The organism is Arthrobacter pascens, assembly GCF_030816475.1.
Lineage (GTDB): Bacteria > Actinomycetota > Actinomycetes > Actinomycetales > Micrococcaceae > Arthrobacter > Arthrobacter pascens_B.
Genome location: NZ_JAUSXF010000001.1, coordinates 1,512,481 through 1,530,153 on the forward strand (window position 1 = coordinate 1,512,481; position 17,673 = coordinate 1,530,153).

A 17,673-nucleotide genomic window follows, 5' to 3' on the forward strand; every position below is an offset into this window, starting at 1 on the left:
ATGAGCCGCCACACGCTGTCCGTTCTGGTCGAAGACAAACCTGGTGTACTGACCCGCGTCGCGAGCCTTTTCGCGCGCCGTGCCTTTAACATCAATTCCCTGGCCGTCGGGCCGACCGAGGTTCCGGGCATGTCCCGGATGACCGTCGTCGTCGACGCCGACGGTGACCTTATTGAACAGGTCACCAAGCAGCTCAACAAGCTCGTCAACGTCATCAAGATCGTTGAGCTGACCTCCGAATCTTCCGTGCAGCGAGACCACATCCTGGTCAAGGTACGTGCGGATGCCGCAACTCGTCTGCAGGTGACCCAGGCTGCAGACCTGTTCCGCGCTTCAGTGGTTGACGTCTCCACAGACTCAGTAGTCATTGAAGCAACAGGCCACCCCGAAAAGCTCACCGCGCTGCTCTCAGTGCTCGAGCCCTTCGGCATCCGCGAAATTGTGCAGTCCGGCACTTTGGCCGTTGGACGGGGATCCCGCTCCATGAGTGACAGGGCCTTGCGTTCAGCCTGAGGTCCCGCCCCAGGAGCCGATGCCCGTGCAGTACCGCAACACCACAAACTATTTACACCCAGAGAATCCACTCAAAAGGAGACACCCAAAGTGACTGAAATGTTTTACGACGACGACGCCGACCTGTCGATCATCCAGGGCCGCACCGTTGCCGTCATCGGTTACGGATCCCAGGGCCACGCCCACGCCCTGAGCCTGCGCGATTCCGGCGTCGACGTCCGCGTCGGCCTCAAGGAGGGCTCCAAGTCCCGCGCCAAGGCCGAGGCTGAGGGCCTGCGCGTCCTGAACGTTGCCGACGCCGTCGCCGAAGCGGACCTCATCATGGTCCTCACCCCGGACCAGGTCCAGCGCCACGTCTACGCCGAGGACATCGCACCGAACCTGCAGGCCGGTGACGCCCTCTTCTTCGGCCACGGCTTCAACATCCGCTACGGCTACATCAAGCCGCCGGCCGACGTCGACGTTGCGCTGGTCGCTCCGAAGGGCCCGGGCCACATCGTTCGCCGCGAATTCGAAGCAGGCCGTGGCGTTCCCGACCTGATCGCCGTGGAGCAGAACGCTTCCGGCAAGGCCAAGGAACTGGCCCTGTCCTACGCCAAGGCAATCGGCGGCACCCGTGCGGGCGTCATCGAGACCACCTTCACCGAAGAGACCGAGACGGACCTCTTCGGCGAGCAGGCTGTTCTCTGCGGCGGCGCGTCACAGCTCATCCAGTACGGCTTCGAAACCCTCACCGAGGCCGGCTACAAGCCCGAGGTGGCCTACTTCGAGGTGCTGCACGAGCTCAAGCTCATCGTTGACCTCATGGTCGAGGGCGGCATCGCCAAGCAGCGCTGGAGCGTCTCCGATACTGCTGAGTACGGCGACTACGTCTCCGGCCCCCGCGTCATCACCCCTGACGTGAAGGAAAACATGAAGGCTGTCCTGGCCGACATCCAGAGCGGTGCCTTCGCCAAGCGGTTCATCGATGACCAGGACGCCGGAGCACCGGAGTTCGCAGCGCTGCGCAAGAAGGGTGAGGACCACCCTATCGAGGCCACCGGCCGCGAACTGCGCAAGCTCTTCTCCTGGATCAAGACCAACGATGACTACACCGAGGGCTCCGTAGCCCGCTAGGTCACGCTTTTCGCCTAGCCGGGTACCGGAAAATGGCCGGGTTCACACTTCACAATGTGGGCCCGGCCTTTCCGTCGGCCTAGACTTGTTATATCCCCCCAGGACTGCAACGCAGAGGATCAGCCGTGTCAAAACCCGTAGTACTGCTCGCCGAAGAACTTTCGCCCGCCACTGTCGAGGCCCTCGGCCCGGACTTTGAAATCCGCCAGACCGACGGTGCCGACCGTTCCCAGCTGCTGTCTGCGATCGTCGACGTCGACGCGATCCTGGTCCGTTCCGCCACACAGGTTGACGCCGAAGCCATTGCCGCGGCCAAGAACCTCAAAGTCATCGCCCGCGCAGGCGTTGGACTGGACAACGTGGACATCAAGGCCGCGACCCAGGCCGGCGTCATGGTGGTCAATGCCCCGACGTCGAACATCGTCTCTGCCGCAGAACTCACGGTCGGGCATATCCTCAGCCTGGCGCGCCACATCCCGCAGGCCAGCGCGGCGCTGAAAAACGGTGAGTGGAAGCGTTCCAAGTACACCGGAATCGAACTCTTTGAGAAGAAGATCGGCATCATCGGCCTGGGCCGCATCGGCGCCCTGGTGGCCGCACGCCTCCAGGGTTTCGAAACCGAGATCCTCGCGTACGACCCCTACATCACGTCCGCCCGCGCCGCGCAGCTCGGCGTCAGACTCGTCACCCTGGATGAACTGCTGAGCCAGGCTGACTTCGTCACCATCCACATGCCCAAGACCCCGGAGACCGTGGGCATGCTCGGCGCTGACGCCTTCACCAAGATGAAGTCCACTGCCTACGTGGTCAACGTCGCCCGTGGCGGCCTGGTGGACGAGGAAGCCCTCTACGCCGCCCTGCAGGACCGCCAGATCGCCGGTGCCGCCGTCGACGTCTTCGTCAAGGAGCCCAGCACGGACCTGCCCTTCTTCGCCCTGGACAACGTCGTGGTGACCCCGCACCTGGGTGCCTCCACCGACGAGGCGCAGGAGAAGGCAGGCGTCTCGGTCGCCAAGTCGGTGCGCCTGGCGCTGGCGGGTGAACTCGTCCCCGACGCCGTCAACGTCGCCGGCGGCGTGATTGCCCCGGACGTCCGCCCGGGCATCCCGCTGATCGAAAAGCTGGGACGCATCTTCACGGCCTTGACCCACGCGTCCCTGACCCAGATTGACGTTGAAGTGGCAGGGGAGATCGCAGCCCTGGACGTCAAGGTCCTGGAACTTGCCGCCCTGAAGGGTATCTTCGCCGATGTGGTCACCGAGCAGGTCTCCTACGTCAACGCCCCCGTCATTGCCGAACAGCGCGGCATCAACACCCGCCTGATCACGACGCCGGAGGCCGAGGACTACCGCAACGTCCTGACCATCCGGGGTGCTTTGAGCGACGGTTCGCAGATCTCCGTGGCGGGCACCCTGACCGGTCCCAAGCAGGTGGAGAAGCTGGTTGGCCTCAACGGGTACGACGTCGAGATCCCCATCAGCGAGCACCTCGTCGTGGTCGCCTACGCCGACCGTCCAGGCGTGATCGGCACGATCGGGCACATCCTTGGCATGAACAACATCAACATCGCGGGCATGCAGGTGGCGCGCCAGGCCGAGGGCGGGCAGGTGCTGGCGCTGCTGACCATCGACAGCTCGGTTCCCCAGCAGGTCCTGGACGCCATCAAAGCCGGTATCGGTGCGGAAATGGTCCGCGAAGTGGACCTCGAAGACTAGCCAAATCCGCACACTGTGAATCACGGGGGGCAGTGAATTCGCGTGACTGTGAGTTACGCGTGACCGCGTCTTAACGTCGGCCACGTATGATTGGCCGGTCTGCTTACAATGGCTTGGTCCTGATTCAGGAACACAGCCGGCAGGCCGGCCAATACTTTTTGCACACCTGGCAGGAAATCCTCCATGCCTACCGCCCGCGGGGTGCGGTGTGCGCACGCCATCAAGGTTTCAGGGAGCCCAATGAACGCCGTCCAGAGGTTCATCAGAAGCAAAGTGCTGCTGCTGACCGCGGCCATCTTGATCACAGCCATGTGCTTGTCGGTCCTCGTCCAGGGCCAGTCGCAGGCCGCGCTCGACCGGACGGTGGATGAGAATTCACGCGGTTTGTACGATGTCCTGGTGCAGGCCAAGGCAGGCTCCGGGGCACTCATGCAGCCGGATATAGCCACCGGCAGCGGCGGGATCAGCTTTGACCAGCTGGACGCCATCAGGAAGCTCGCCGGGACGTCCGTGGCTGCGCCGATCAGCCTCGTGTCCCGGGTGACGCAGAACCTGGAGGCCCCCCGCCTGGACGCCATGGATTACCTCGGCTACAACTCCGGCCTGGCTGGCACAGCCACGGCAGACCAGGCGGCCGGCGCAACGGACCCCAGCAAATGGCCTGCGGCTGAATCGGTCCTGAGCGATACGCCCAAGAAGTACCGCCTGACTGCCAGCGCCGTCAGTTCCGACGGGGCCTCCGAACAGACGCTGTTCAAAGCCACGGCGGAAGGCAGCCTGGGCAAGGCCAAGCTGGTGGAGGAGAAAGTTGCAGGAGGCAGCACCATCCGGATTGCCGCCCCCGCCGGCGAGACCGGCATCAAGTTTCCCGCACCGGCAGGGGGCTCCGAACACAACCTCTTCAACCTTTCTGTATCGCTGCCACTGTCGCCCGAGGTGACGGAGTCCGTCGTCGCCGTCGACCCGGTCGCGGAGCGGGCCCTTCTCGGCTCGGCCGGCGACTTTCTTGCGCCGCTGGAAAAGGCACCGCCCGCCGACGCGCGGAACGCCGGCGCCATCGGCCGCCACTTCGAAAGCCTCTTCACCAACGGCATCAGCATGCAGGAACTCAAGGACGGACCGGACTTCCTGGGCGTCAAGCTCAAGTACTGGGCTCCGCTGATGACGCAGTACCAGGAGGCCAAACGTGACGGGCAGCTGACCGCGGACTCGCAGGCCATTCCCCTGATCGTGCGTTCGGGCACCTCCCTTGACCTGAAGTACAACGTCAAGATCGAGGAGATCGACGGGTCAGGCAAGGTAGTCAAGGACGTGGGCACCGCCACCCGCTCGCTGGGCAAGGACTACCTGCCGTTTGTTTCCAAGGACCCCTTCGCTCTGTCCTGGCCCGGGTCCACGGACCATTCAGGCCTGCTCGGGAGCGCGGGTAACTTCAACCAGGGCCTCTACGCACCTGCCACCTGGAGCACTAACTTCGCGGCTGCGCCGAAATACACGGATGGCAGCACCGCCGGCAACGGCGCCGTCGAAAAGTCCGCAGTCCCCGGCGATTGGGTCACCGTCAACCGGCTGCCGGACAAGAGCGCCAACGGCGACGCGGTGGACCAGACCCAGCGCAAGCCCGTGGACGAACGGTCCTACCGTGAGAACCTGGCGACCGGGACAAAGCTCGCGGCACCCTTGCCAATGGTCTACGGAACGTTTGACCCGAGCGCTGTCCAGCAGGCAGCCGGCGATGTCAACAGGCTTCCCCTGGGCGGCTATGACCCCACTCCGATGACCCTGACCAAGGACGCCGATGGCAAAGCCGTCGCCTCCACTGAGCTCAAGCCCTCGCTGAGCGCCACCGGACTCGCGAGCCAGTCGGCCGGTGCCATTACTGATTTCTACGGCCTGGCGGCTGCCCGCGGCTACAAGGACAACGCCTCGGTCATCGACGCCGTGCGTGTCCGGGCCAAGGCTCCCGGCAGCTGGAAGCAGGCGCAGCCCGATGTTGAGAAGCTCGCCTCCGAGATCCGTGCGATGGGCCTGGAAGCGACCGTCGTGGCCGGTTCGGCCCGCGAGGACGTCAGCATCTTCGTCCCCGGATACTCGAAGGACGACGCCGGCAAGGAATCACCCCTGGGCACAGTCCAGCAGTCCTGGGTCAGGCAGAATGCCGCCGACGCCGTTAGCGGCTCCCTGACCAGCACCAACGTGACCCTGCTGTTCCTCACGCTCTGCGGCGCTGCGCTCCTCACCGGAGCGTCCACCGTCAGCTACGTCCGGAAACGGAAGAGGGAAGCGGGAACCCTCCGCGCCATGGGGTGGACCCAGCGGCGGATCCGGAACTGGGTGCTGGAGGAATTCTCTGTCGGTGCTGCGCTCCTTGCCTTGGCAGGGACTGCCCTGAGCCTGCTGAGCTGGAGCTTGACCACTGCCATTGTGTCGGCCTCCGTCCTCGTGCTGTACGCCGGTGCCGCTTTCTTCGCGGCCCAGCAGTTGCGGCACCGCGACGAAGTGGACCAGGAACCGCAGCACGATGAGCGCCTGATCCCGGTCGATTCGCCCCTGACGTTCGCCAACCGGCAGCTCAGCACCAACAAGTTCAACACACTGGCACTGGCGGTGGCAGTGGGCGTGTTCGGGGCCGCGGTGGGCGGACTGATTGCGCTACTGATCGACATTCCCCGGGCGGCCGGCGCCAGCGCGCTGAGCGGGCTGGCAGCAGCAAGCGTTGCGCTGCCCAGCATCCTCCTGGCCCTTGCCGGGGTCGTTGTGGGCCTCGTCCTCACCCTGGTCACCGGCCGCTTCGAGCTCAGCTCCAAACGCCAGTATCTTGGCATCCTTGAAGCCATGGGCTGGAACCCGGACATGCTCCGCCAGGTCCGTCTCTTCGAGAACGCGCTCGTAGGAACTGTCGCCCTGCCCCTGGGAGTCCTGGGCGCCCTCGGCATAGGACTGCTCCTTGCCCCGTATGCCGCCTTGTGGGCCGGAGTCGCCGGCCTCGTGGCTGTACTTTGCTGGATACCGATTGCAACGAAAGTGGTCCAATGACAAACGAGACGAATGTTCAGCGGAGCCGCCGGTCCGACTCCGCCGACCGCCCTCTCCAGACCCGCGCCAACACCATTGTCAAGTCCGAGGACCACGGGACCCCGCTGGAACTGAGTGACATCACTATCCGGTACGGCGGCGGCAAGGGCGGAGCCGAAACTGTCAGCGTGGTGGAAGGCTTCAACCTGGCCCTTCACGCGGGTGAGATGCACTGCGTGGCCGGCCGAAGCGGATCCGGCAAGACCAGCATCCTGACGGTCGGGGCGGGACTCACGCTGCCGACGTCGGGCCGTGTCTTTTGGGAAGGTGCCTCGCTCGAAAGCATGGGCGATGACGAGATCGCGGACCGCCGCCGCGCTCTGATCGGATACGTGGACCAGGGCGGGGCCCTGATCGACGGCATGAGCGCCCTGGAGAACGTGCTCCTGCCTGCGGTACCGGACGGCGAGGTGGACCAGCGCCGGGACATGGCCAAGGACCTGCTGGACCTCGTGGGCCTGGGCCGCCGGATGCGCCACCGTCCCGCCCAGCTTTCCGGCGGTGAACGCCAGCGTGTGGCGATCGCCCGCGCCCTGATCCTGGGCACCCGTGTCCTGGTGGTGGATGAACCCACCGCCAGCCTTGACCGGGCCTCAGCCAACCGCATCATCAGCATCCTCAAGGACACCACCTCGGACGGAATCGCAGTGCTGGTCGCCTCACACGACCACGAACTGGTCCGCCTGAGCGATACGCTGACTGAACTGATCTAGCCTGTCCCTCCGCACCAAAGGTAATCGTCCGCTCGTGACTGCTTCAGAGAAAACGCCGTTCTACATCACCACGGCCATCACCTATCCCAACGGCGTGCCGCATATCGGCCACGCCTATGAGTACATTGCCACCGACGCTATGGCGCGCTTCAAGCGGCTGGACGGCTATGACGTGATGTTCCTGACCGGCACGGATGAGCACGGCATGAAGATCGCCCAGACTGCCGAAAAGGAAGGCATCAGCCCCAAGGACCTCGTGGACCGGAACGCCGAGGTATACAAGGCTGCCCATTCCGCCCTGGGGATCACCTACGACCGGTTCATCCGGACAACGGACGCTGACCACTACGCGGCTTCGCAGGCAATCTGGAAGAAGATGGAGGCCAACGGCGATATCTACCTTTCAAAGTACGAGGGCTGGTACTCCGTTCGGGACGAGGCTTTCTACGTCGAGGACGACACCGTGGTCAAGGACGACGGCGTGCGCTACTCGAAAGAGACGGACACCGAGGTCACCTGGACAGCTGAGGAGAGCTACTTCTTCAGGCTGTCCGCCTACCAGGACCGGCTCCTTGCCCTGTACGAGGAACGGCCCGAATTCGGCGCCCCGCAGTCCCGGTTCAACGAAGTCATCAGCTTCGTCAAGCGCGGCCTGGAGGACCTTTCCATCAGCCGCACCACTTTCGACTGGGGTGTCCCGGTCCCCGGCAACGACAAGCACGTCATGTACGTCTGGGTTGACGCCCTGACCAACTATCTGACCGGAGTGGGTTACCCGGACGTGGATTCCGAGGCGTTCCGGAAGTTCTGGCCTGCCGACGTGCACATCATCGGCAAGGACATCTCCCGCTTCCATGCCATCTACTGGCCCGCGTTCCTGATGAGCGCAGGGCTGGAGCTGCCCAAGCGTGTCATGATCCACGGGTTCCTGCACAACAACGGCGTAAAGATGTCCAAGTCCCTGGGCAACGTGGTTGCGCCGGCTGACTTCGTGGCCCAGTACGGCCTGGACCAGGTGCGTTTCTTCTTCCTCCGCGAAGTTCCGTTCGGTGCTGACGGCAGCTACAACCATGAGGCCATCGTGGGGCGGGCCAACTCGGACCTGGCCAACAACTTCGGAAACCTTGCCCAGCGTTCACTGTCCATGGTGGCCAAGAACTGCGAAGGGCGGGTCCCCGTTCCGGGCGACTTCTTCGCTGAGGACTCCGCGCTCCTGGACCAGGCCAACGCGCTCCTCGGGACAGCCCGGGCCGCGTTCGAGAAGCAGGAATTCAGCCGTGCCCTCGAAGCCATCTGGGCTGTCCTGGGCGACACGAACGCCTACTTCGCCGAGCAGGCCCCCTGGGTCCTGCGCAAGACCGACGTCGAACGCATGAACACTGTCCTGTACGTGACGCTGGAAGTGCTGCGCATCGTGGCGATCCTGGCCCAGCCCGTGATGCCCACTGCCACGGCCGCGCTGCTGGACACCCTCGGCCAGCCGGAAGGCCAGAACCGCGAGTTTGCAGCGATTCCGACGCCGATCGTCCCGGGAACGCCGCTGCCCGCGCCCTCGCCGGTATTCCCCAAGTACGAGGATTAACACCCTTCCTCACCTTTCGCGCTCTTTTGGACAACGCTTCCTCACCTTTCGTGCTCAAAAGGTGAGGAAGCGTTGCTGTTTTGGCTGCGAAAGATGAGGGAGCGTTGGCACTGTTCGCATTATGAGACAGCTTGACCAGAATGTGGATGACTTGGCTACCCTGAAATGCATGAGCGCATCCACGATTAATCTCGCTGTCATTCCTGGTGACGGTATTGGCCCGGAGGTCATCGCCGAGGCACTGAAAGTCCTCGAAAAGGCCGTTGCGGCTGAGGGCGTTGGCCTGGAGCAGACGCACTACAAGCTCGGTGCCGAGCACTGGCTGGCGACCGGCGAGACCTTGCCGGATGAGGTGCTGGCGGACCTGCGCACACGCGATGCCATCCTTTTCGGCGCCGTCGGTGCCGCTCCCGGAGACACCCGGATCCCCTCCGGGATCATCGAGCGGGAGATGCTGCTCAAGCTCCGCTTCAGCCTGGATCACTACGTCAACCTGCGGCCGTCCCGGCTTTTCGGCACCGTGGGAAGCCCGCTGGCAAACCCGGGCACCATCGATTTCATCGTTGTCCGCGAGGGCACTGAAGGACCCTACGTCGGCAACGGCGGCACCCTGCGTGCCGGAACTCCGCACGAGGTGGCCACCGAAGTCTCGCTTAACACGGCCCACGGCGTGGAGCGGGTCGTCCGGGACGCCTTCCGCCGCGCCAGCGCACGTGAGCGCAAGCATGTCACGCTGGTGCACAAGCACAACGTCCTGGTGTTCGCGGGCCACCTCTGGAAGCGCACCGTCGACGCGGTCGCGCAGGAATTCCCTGAGGTCACCCACGACTACCTGCACGTGGACGCCGCCACCATTTTCATGGTCACCGACCCGTCGCGCTTCGATGTGATTGTCACGGACAACCTCTTCGGGGACATCCTGACCGACCTTGCCGCAGCAGTCACCGGCGGCATCGGCCTGGCCGCCTCGGGGAACATCAACATGGATCGCACTGCACCGTCCATGTTCGAACCTGTGCATGGTTCGGCTCCGGACATCGCCGGACAGCAGAAGGCGGATCCCACCGCGGCGATCCTCTCCGCAGCACTTCTGCTGGACCATCTCGGGTACGCCGGAGCGGCACGGAAGATTGAAGCGGCGGTCATCGCCGACGTCGAAAACCGCGACGGCGGCGCCCGCACCACCAGCGCTGTCGGCGATGCCATCGCCGCGGCCCTCTAGGACCCGCGCAGGGTCCCGGCTCTGAGGGCACTGCCAACCGGCGTAAGCTAGTTTCGAATCACCAAATGCTGCCTGATGGTTCAAGGGTGAACCACTTTCACAGGCAGCCGATCGTGGAGGAACCATGACTCAGACTGCCCATGGCGTCGAATTCAACCAGCAGCTCTCGGCAACCCCGAAGTCAGCTGAAGAGCGTGCAGCCATCCTGGCGAACCCGGGATTTGGCAACTTCTTCACCGACCACACCGCCATCGTCGACTACAGCGTTGACGAGAACGGCGACGGCGGCTGGCACCACCCGCGCGTGGAAGCGTACGGGCCGATCTCCCTGGACCCGTCGGCAGCGGTGCTGCACTATGGCCAGGAGATCTTCGAGGGGCTCAAGGCCTACCGGCATGCAGACGGCTCCATCTGGACTTTCCGTCCGGAAGCCAACGCGGCCCGCCTCAATAAATCCGCGCGCAGGCTCGCCCTTCCGGAACTTCCCGCTGAATACTTCCTTGGCGCCATCCGTGAGCTGGTGGCAACGGATAAGGAGTGGGTCCCGGCCGGAGACGGTGAGGCCCTCTACCTGCGCCCGTTCATGATCGCCACCGAGGCTTTCCTCGGCGTCCGGGCAGCGCGGGAAGTTTCCTTTCGGGTGATCGCTTCTCCGGCCGGCAACTACTTCGGCGGGGAACTCAAGCCCGTCTCCATTTGGATCTCGCGTGAATACGCCCGCGCAGGCCGCGGCGGCACGGGCGCGGCCAAGTGTGGCGGCAACTACGCCGCCTCCCTCATTGCCCAGCAGGAGGCCGAGGCCAACGGCTGCAAGCAGGTTCTCTTCCTGGACCAGTTCAATGACAACGCCATTGAAGAGCTCGGCGGGATGAACGTCTTCTTCGTCATGAAGGACGGCTCCCTGGCCACGCCCGCGCTCACCGGCACCATCCTCGAAGGAGTCACGCGTTCCTCCGTCATCCAGGTGGCCAAGGACATGGGCAGGGACGTCTCTGAGCGCAAGATCACCCTGGACGAATGGCGCGACGGCGTGGCATCCGGAGAGATCACCGAGGTCTTTGCCTGCGGTACCGCCGCCGTGATCACCCCCATCGGCGTGCTCAAGGACGCCACCGAGTTCATCGGCTCGGAGGATGCGAAAGCGGGGGAGACCACCATGGCAATCCGCGAGCAGCTCCTGGGTATCCAGACCGGTACCGTGCCGGACACCCATGGCTGGCTGACCCGCCTGGCCTGATACCAGAAGCCCCTGACTCCTGCAACGCGGGGTCACTTATCGCCCATTAACCCCCTCGGGACGGGCGTTAAGTGACCCCGCGTTGTTCGGGCAATTTCGCTGCGCACCCTTCAAACAAGCAGTAGTCTTAGCTCCACAAGATGCTGGGGGAGCAAAGATGAAACCAATCACTGTTAACGGCGGCAAAGGCACGGTGGAACTCGACGCCGAGGGAGTTCTCCACCTTGTGTGGAAGCCCGGGACTGTCCTGGAAGCCGACGACGTACATGCGGCGATCGCAAAGGTCAATGAGCTTGCCGACGGTGCCGAATACCCGATGTTGATCGACATAACGAACACCCAAACGGTGACCCGCCAGGCCAGGTCCGCTTTCAGCATCAAGTGCGCCGCTTCGCAAATTGCCCTGCTTGGCTCGAGCCCACTGAACCGTGTCATAGCCAACTTCGCTATGGCACGGCGGACACTCCCGTGTCCCACCCGGTTTTTCACCTCCCGCAATGAGGCCATGAACTGGCTACAGGAACCGCTGGCCGGGTCCGACTGATTTCGGCGCGGTCCGCCGTGAGGTGCAAGGATGGTCCCGTGAACCCGAACCGGAGCGGCGGCGTCGTGCCCTGCAGCACCCTGACAGCTTCCCTCCTGGCGCCCAACCCCGGGCCGATGAGCCTGGACGGTACTAACTCGTACCTGATCGCGGCGCCCGGAGCCAGTACTTGGGTTGTCGTCGATCCCGGCCCGGACGACGACGGCCACCTCAGTAGGCTCGTGGACCATGGCCGGATTGAACTGATCCTGGTGACCCACCGGCATGCCGACCACACGGCCGGCTCGGTGCGGCTTCAGGAGCTGACGGGTGCGCCCGTGCGGGCCGCGGATCCCCGGCACTGTCACGGCGGCGGGCCGTTGCGGGACGGTGACGTGATCAGGGCAGCGGGCGTCGAAATGAGAGTTCTCGCCACGCCTGGCCACACATCGGATTCCGTATGCTTCCAGCTGCCCGACGACGGTCCTCACGGCTCCGTGCTCACGGGTGACACGATCCTCGGCCAGGGAACCACAATGCTGGATTTCCCGGACGGGAAGCTCGGGGACTACCTGGCCTCGCTGGACAGGCTGGAGAGCCTGGGCCCGGCGACAGTCCTTCCCGCCCACGGTCCCGTCCTGCCTTCGCTGGAGGCGGTCACCCGCTCCTACCGTGACCACCGGCAGGAGAGGCTTGCCCAGATCAGGCAAGCGCTGGACCGCCTGGGCAGGAACGCGGGGGTGGCGGAGGTCACGGATGCCGTGTATGCCGACGTCGGCCCTTCCGTCAGGCGTGCGGCCGAAACGTCCGTGGCTGCGCAGCTTGACTACCTGCGGGGACATCCCGGCCGCGGCTGACCGTTTCGGGAGGCTCCGGCCGGAGACTGTAGGGTTGGAACCATGCGTATTGCCCGGTTTGTAGTCGATTCTGATCCTCTCTACGGCGTTGTTGAAGGCGAGTCCGGCAGTGAGGAGATCACTGTCATCCACGGCGACCCCTTCTTCAACGGAGTGGAACGGACCTCCGTCCGCCACAAGCTCGAAGATGTGCGGCTCCTGGCCCCCATCATTCCCCGAAGCAAGGTCATCGGCGTCGGACGGAACTTCGTGGAGCACGCCCGCGAGCTCGGCAACGAGGTCCCCGCGCAGCCGCTGCTGTTCCTGAAACCGAACACTGCCGTGGTGGGGACGAACGATCCCATCGTGCTGCCGGACTTTTCCGAAGAAGTTTCCTTTGAAGCCGAACTCTGCGTGGTCATCGGCAGGATCTGCAAGGACGTTCCGGAAGAACGCGTTGACGATGTCATCTTCGGCTACACATGCGGAAACGACCTGACCGCCAGGGATGTGCAGAAGACCGACCTCCAGTGGGCCCGGGCCAAGGGCTTCGACACCTCCGCACCCCTGGGACCGTGGATCGAGACCGAGCTTGATACCGAGGACCTGCAGATACAGGGCAGGCTCAACGGCGAACTCCGGCAGGACGGCAACACCAGCCAGATGATCCGCGGCGTCCGGGAACTCGTGTCCATCGTGTCGCAGGCGTTCACGCTCCTGCCCGGGGATGTCATCATGACCGGCACGCCGGCGGGAGTGGGCCTGGTGAATGCCGGTGACCGCTACGAAGTCGAGATCGAGGGGATCGGCCGGCTGTCCAACCCGGTGGTTCGCCGCTAAGCCGGGTTCTCCGCCGGGCAGACGGTAAAGTTGGAGGCACTATGACTACTCCCTCCGCGCCCGACGCCGTTTCCAGCTCCGCCCCGTTTGATCTGCCCAGTGAAGCTATCCGGGAAGTCACTCCTGACACCCCGGTCCGGGTCCGGTTCTGTCCGTCGCCCACCGGCACCCCGCACGTCGGGCTGATCCGCACGGCTCTGTTCAACTGGGCCTACGCCAAGCACACCAAGGGCACCTTCGTCTTCCGCATCGAGGACACGGACGCCGCGCGCGACTCGGAGGAGAGCTATCAGCAACTGCTGGAGGCACTGAAGTGGCTGGGCATCACCTGGGAAGAGGGCGTGGAGGTCGGAGGCCCGCACGAGCCGTATCGGCAGTCGCAGCGCCTTGACCTGTACAAGGATGTGGTCGGCAAGCTGATCGACGCCGGCTACGCGTACGAGTGCTACTCCTCCCCGGAAGAAGTCGAGGCCCGCCATCGCGCGGCCGGCCGTGACCCGAAGCTTGGCTACGACAACTTCGACCGCGACCTCACCGAAGAGCAGCTCGCTGCCTTCAAAGCCGAGGGCCGTCAGCCGGTACTGCGGGTCAGGATGCCGGATGACGATGTCACGTTCACCGACTTGGTCCGCGGCGAGATCACGTTCAAGGCAGGCAGTATTCCGGATTACGTCATTGTTCGGGCCGACGGCTCCCCGTTGTACACGCTGGTCAACCCCGTCGATGATGCACTGATGGGTATCACGCACGTGCTCCGCGGCGAGGACCTGCTTTCGTCCACGCCCCGCCAGGTGGTGCTGATCCGCTACCTCATGGAAATCGGCGTCGCCAGCTACCTGCCGGTCTTCGGCCACCTGCCCTACGTGATGGGCGAAGGCAACAAGAAGCTGTCCAAGCGTGACCCGCAGTCCAACCTGTTCCTGCTGCGGGACCGCGGATTCATCCCCGAGGGCCTGCTGAACTACCTTTCACTGCTTGGCTGGAGCCTTTCGGCTGACGAGGACATCTTCACGGTGGACCAGCTGATTGAATACTTTGACGTCAAGGACGTCCTGGCCAATCCGGCCAGGTTCGACATCAAAAAGGCCGAGGCCATCAATGGCACCCATATCCGTATGCTCGATCCCGAGGATTTCCGCGCCCGGCTGGTACCGTACCTGCGCGCGGCCGGGTTGGTGGGGGAGGACCTGACGGCGCGCCAGGAGGAGATTCTGACCGAGGCGGCGCCGCTGATCCAGGAGCGCATCTCCCTCATGGGCGAAGCACCGGAAATGCTGGCTTTCCTCTTCAAGAAAGATGACGCGATAGACATCGCGGATGACGCCCGCAAGGGCCTCCCGGAGAACCTCACGGAAGTGCTCGATGCCGCCCTCGGCGCCTTGGAGCCCCTTGAGGACTGGAGCCCGGAAAGCATCCAGACGGTATTGAAAGAGGCGCTCGTGGAAGGCCTCGGCATTAAGCCCCGGCTGGCTTTCGGACCCGTCCGGACAGCGATCTCAGGCCGCCGGATCTCCCCGCCGCTTTTCGAGTCCATGGTGATCCTGGGCAAGGACTCATCCTTGAGCCGGCTCCGCACCTTCCGCGGCTGATGTCTGGTTCCTCCATCGCCAGGACAGGATCGCTGGCGACGCGCTTCGGAACCATCCGTGGTGTTCTCTTTGACATTGACGACACCCTGGTTGACCTCGAATACGCCATGACCACTGCCCTGCGCGAGGTCAGCGAACACCTCCTGCCCGGCCTGGACCAGGCCGGGTGGGAGAGGTTCGGCAGGATCTTCACCCATGAAACCACGCACTATTACGACAGGTATCTGGCCGGTGAGCTGACGTTCAACGACCAGCGACTGCTCCGCGGCCGCGCCGCCTTGGGGCACTTCGGCGTGGATCTCGCTGACGGCGAGGAAGCGCACCAGTGGCTTTCCGCCTACGGACGCGTGCAGCCCGCGTACGTCAGGGCCTTCGACGACGTTGCGCCGCTCCTGGACCTCCTGGACGATGCCGGAATTCCCTACGGTGCTGTCAGCAACAATGTGCACGACTACCAGCGGGCAAAACTCGACGGCGCCGGGCTGGAACGCGTCACCAGGCTTGTCGGCACGGATACTGTCGGGGTGGCCAAACCTGAGCCTGCAATCTACCTCGAAGGGGTCCGGCTCCTCGGAACGACGCCCGTTGACACCCTCTTTGTCGGTGACAACCGGCTGCTGGACGCGGAAGGCGCGACGGCGGCTGGCCTCCTGGGGGTCTGGCTCAACAGGGCGGGGGAACCTGCGCATGGCTTCGCCGGATTCGAGGCCGGATCGCTGGCCGAGCTCCTGGACATTCCAACGCAGTAGCGCTCCGTTGGCGCGGCGGGGCCGCTCCTCGGGTGTCGGCGAGCGGCCCGCTATCCTCAGCCCCGGGGAGTCCACGGCTGGCCCCCAGTCATTCACCAGTTTCCTGCACTTAACTGATGGCGCTGATCCCATTCGTTCTTGAGGAGACAATTCGTGCAGCAGGAAAGCAACCAGCCCCTCGTTCCCGGTCCCGCCGGCGCCGTCCGCCCAGTCCTGGGCGGGCCTCCGGCGCCGGCCCAGCCTCATCCCAATGCGCCTACTGCTCCTACGGGTCATGCCCCTGTCTCCCCGGGGAAGAGGGGGTGGTGGAGCATTCCGAAGATCCTTATCGCGGCAGGCGTTGCTGTGCTGCTGGCCGGAGGCGGCGGGGGCGCCATCGGATACTCGATGGCAAAGTCGGAAGCCGCACAGCAGTTCTCGCAGCGGTTCCAGAACGGGCGTCAGAATGGAGCCAACGGACAGCGCCGGGCCCCGGGTACCGGCCGGTCGCAGCCCACGGATCCCGCCACCCCGGGAAGCGGCAGCAACCCCTAAACCCGGACCAGCCACGGCGCCTGGATGCCTTAGAGGACGGCGCGTCTTTTGCGCAGGACTACAAAAGCCGCAATCGACCCCAGCCCCAGTAGCCCCACGAGCCAAAGGGCCAGGGAACCGTCGGGCTGCCCTACTACCGTGGACGGCGAGACGGCCGCCACTCCGGAGTAGAGGGTGCCCGTCCCCTCGGCGATCCTGGCGTTGCCGTCCGCCAGCTTGACCGCACCCGTGGACAGTTGGCTGGAGCCGGAGGCCAGCCTGGTGTTTCCGGCCGAAAGCTCTGCGGCGCCGGCAGCGAGCGCCTGCGTGCCAGTGAGCAGGCCGGGGTTCGCGGTGTCGGCCGGGTCGCCTTTGATTCCGGTATTCAGCGCCGCGGTTCCGTCTGCCAGCCGGGAGCTGCCGTCCGTCATCCGGGCTGCCGCCTTGATGAGTCCCGGGTGCTCCGGATCTCCGGGGACGCCGTCCATGCCGATCCGGATCTTCGACGTTCCATCAGCCAGCAGTTCCGTTCCCATGACAACCCCCGGGTTGTTGGGATCCGTGCTGTTGAGTTTTGCGGCCAGCGTCCTGAAACCGCCGGTAAGCTTGCCGGTTCCGGCGTGAAGCTGCATCGCTCCTTCGCGCAGCTGGCCCGCACCTGCCTGCAGCTGGGATGCCCCGGCGTCGAGTTTGTGGGCGCCTGCTGCGATTTTGGCGATCTTGTCCTTGACGGCCGCCAGCGGAACCAGGCCCTGCAGCGGATCAGAAGCCGCGGCCTGGAGCAGGTCGAGGGCCTGCGCCAGCGCGGCGGTACCGGTTCCCGCCTCGGGGTTGTTGTTGGCGCCGGGGTAGCCCTTCAGCTGCCCGGTGCCTGCTGCCAGGGTTCCGGTCCCGTCAGCCAGCCGGGCCGCGCCGGCGTCGAGCCGGGTCGCGCCGTCCGCGAGGTTGTTGTCCGCGTTACCTGCCGCCGTCGGCGTCAGCGCGGCGGAAAGCTGGGAGGCTCCGGACGCAAGCTTCCTGGCGCCGTCGTCGACCTTGTAGACGCCGGGAGCGAGTTTGTTGTTGACGTCGGTCTCAATCTTTACCGCCCCAGTGGCCAGCTCCTCGGCTCCGGCCTGCAGCTTGTCGGCACCCGGGGCGAGCTTGTCAGTGACGCCAAGGTAGATCCTTTCCGCGCCGGAGGAGAGCTTGCCGGCACCGGCGTCCGCCTGGCCGGCTCCGGCGGCGAGCTGACCGGCGCCGTCCTTGAGCTGTTTGGCGCCCGCGGAAGCCTGGCTCGCGCCGTCACGGAGTTTGGCGGAGCCATCAGTGATCCGGCCTGTGACGAGGGTGTAGAACGCGAGCAGCCCGATCAGCAGCAGGGCAAGGGTGCCGATGGCGATCTGTTGAGCAGGGGGCCGGCTTTTGCTGGCGGCACGACTTTGTGTCACAGGTAAATCCTCTCGACGGT

The 17,673-nt window shown here is 64.8% G+C and carries 15 protein-coding genes; 14 read left to right on the forward strand and 1 reads right to left on the reverse strand.

Features of this window, described 5'->3' with window-relative positions:
• The 14 genes from ilvN to QFZ40_RS07070 all read left to right on the forward strand — a co-directional run bounded on the left by ilvN (window position 1) and on the right by QFZ40_RS07070 (window position 16,244).
• Complete coding sequence (gene ilvN / locus QFZ40_RS07005) at window positions 1-513, forward strand: acetolactate synthase small subunit (protein WP_055796055.1); 513 nt, start codon at window positions 1-3, stop codon at window positions 511-513.
• Window positions 514-603: 90 nt separating this feature from the next.
• Window positions 604-1,629, forward strand: coding sequence for a ketol-acid reductoisomerase (gene ilvC / locus QFZ40_RS07010; RefSeq protein ID WP_306903580.1), 1,026 nt, complete (start codon window positions 604-606; stop codon window positions 1,627-1,629).
• Between the two features lie 125 nt (window positions 1,630-1,754).
• Entirely contained in the window at window positions 1,755-3,344 is a 1,590-nt protein-coding gene (gene serA / locus QFZ40_RS07015) for a phosphoglycerate dehydrogenase (RefSeq protein WP_306903581.1), read from the forward strand.
• A 240-nt stretch (window positions 3,345-3,584) separates the two neighbouring features.
• On the forward strand, window positions 3,585-6,380 hold the full coding sequence (locus QFZ40_RS07020) for an ABC transporter permease (protein WP_306903582.1): 2,796 nt from the start codon (window positions 3,585-3,587) through the stop codon (window positions 6,378-6,380).
• Entirely contained in the window at window positions 6,377-7,132 is a 756-nt protein-coding gene (locus QFZ40_RS07025) for an ABC transporter ATP-binding protein (protein ID WP_306903583.1), read from the forward strand. Before QFZ40_RS07020 ends, QFZ40_RS07025 begins: the two co-directional genes overlap by 4 nt.
• Window positions 7,133-7,166: 34 nt before the next feature.
• On the forward strand, window positions 7,167-8,714 hold the full coding sequence (gene metG, locus QFZ40_RS07030; protein ID WP_306903584.1) for a methionine--tRNA ligase: 1,548 nt from the start codon (window positions 7,167-7,169) through the stop codon (window positions 8,712-8,714).
• A gap of 169 nt (window positions 8,715-8,883) precedes the next feature.
• On the forward strand, window positions 8,884-9,936 hold the full coding sequence (locus QFZ40_RS07035; RefSeq protein ID WP_306903585.1) for a 3-isopropylmalate dehydrogenase: 1,053 nt from the start codon (window positions 8,884-8,886) through the stop codon (window positions 9,934-9,936).
• A gap of 124 nt (window positions 9,937-10,060) precedes the next feature.
• A complete protein-coding gene (locus tag QFZ40_RS07040) occupies window positions 10,061-11,173 on the forward strand; it encodes a branched-chain amino acid aminotransferase (protein ID WP_306903586.1) in 1,113 nt (370 codons plus the stop codon).
• Window positions 11,174-11,330: 157 nt separating this feature from the next.
• Complete coding sequence (locus tag QFZ40_RS07045) at window positions 11,331-11,717, forward strand: DUF7793 family protein (protein ID WP_306903587.1); 387 nt, start codon at window positions 11,331-11,333, stop codon at window positions 11,715-11,717.
• Between the two features lie 38 nt (window positions 11,718-11,755).
• Window positions 11,756-12,553, forward strand: coding sequence for an MBL fold metallo-hydrolase (locus tag QFZ40_RS07050; RefSeq protein ID WP_306903588.1), 798 nt, complete (start codon window positions 11,756-11,758; stop codon window positions 12,551-12,553).
• A 42-nt stretch (window positions 12,554-12,595) separates the two neighbouring features.
• Window positions 12,596-13,372, forward strand: coding sequence for a fumarylacetoacetate hydrolase family protein (locus QFZ40_RS07055; RefSeq protein WP_306903590.1), 777 nt, complete (start codon window positions 12,596-12,598; stop codon window positions 13,370-13,372).
• Window positions 13,373-13,413: 41 nt separating this feature from the next.
• The gene (gltX, locus tag QFZ40_RS07060; protein WP_306903591.1) at window positions 13,414-14,961 is read left to right on the forward strand and encodes a glutamate--tRNA ligase; all 1,548 of its coding nucleotides are present in this window, start codon (window positions 13,414-13,416) and stop codon (window positions 14,959-14,961) included.
• Entirely contained in the window at window positions 14,961-15,710 is a 750-nt protein-coding gene (locus QFZ40_RS07065; protein ID WP_306903592.1) for an HAD family hydrolase, read from the forward strand. Before gltX ends, QFZ40_RS07065 begins: the two co-directional genes overlap by 1 nt.
• A 153-nt stretch (window positions 15,711-15,863) precedes the next feature.
• On the forward strand, window positions 15,864-16,244 hold the full coding sequence (locus QFZ40_RS07070; protein WP_306903593.1) for a hypothetical protein: 381 nt from the start codon (window positions 15,864-15,866) through the stop codon (window positions 16,242-16,244).
• Between the two features lie 29 nt (window positions 16,245-16,273).
• Here the strand turns inward: QFZ40_RS07070 and QFZ40_RS07075 are convergent, their stop codons facing one another.
• Window positions 16,274-17,653, reverse strand: a complete 1,380-nt coding sequence (locus tag QFZ40_RS07075) for a hypothetical protein (protein ID WP_306903594.1) — start codon at window positions 17,651-17,653, stop codon at window positions 16,274-16,276.
• Window positions 17,654-17,673: the final 20 nt, after the last annotated feature.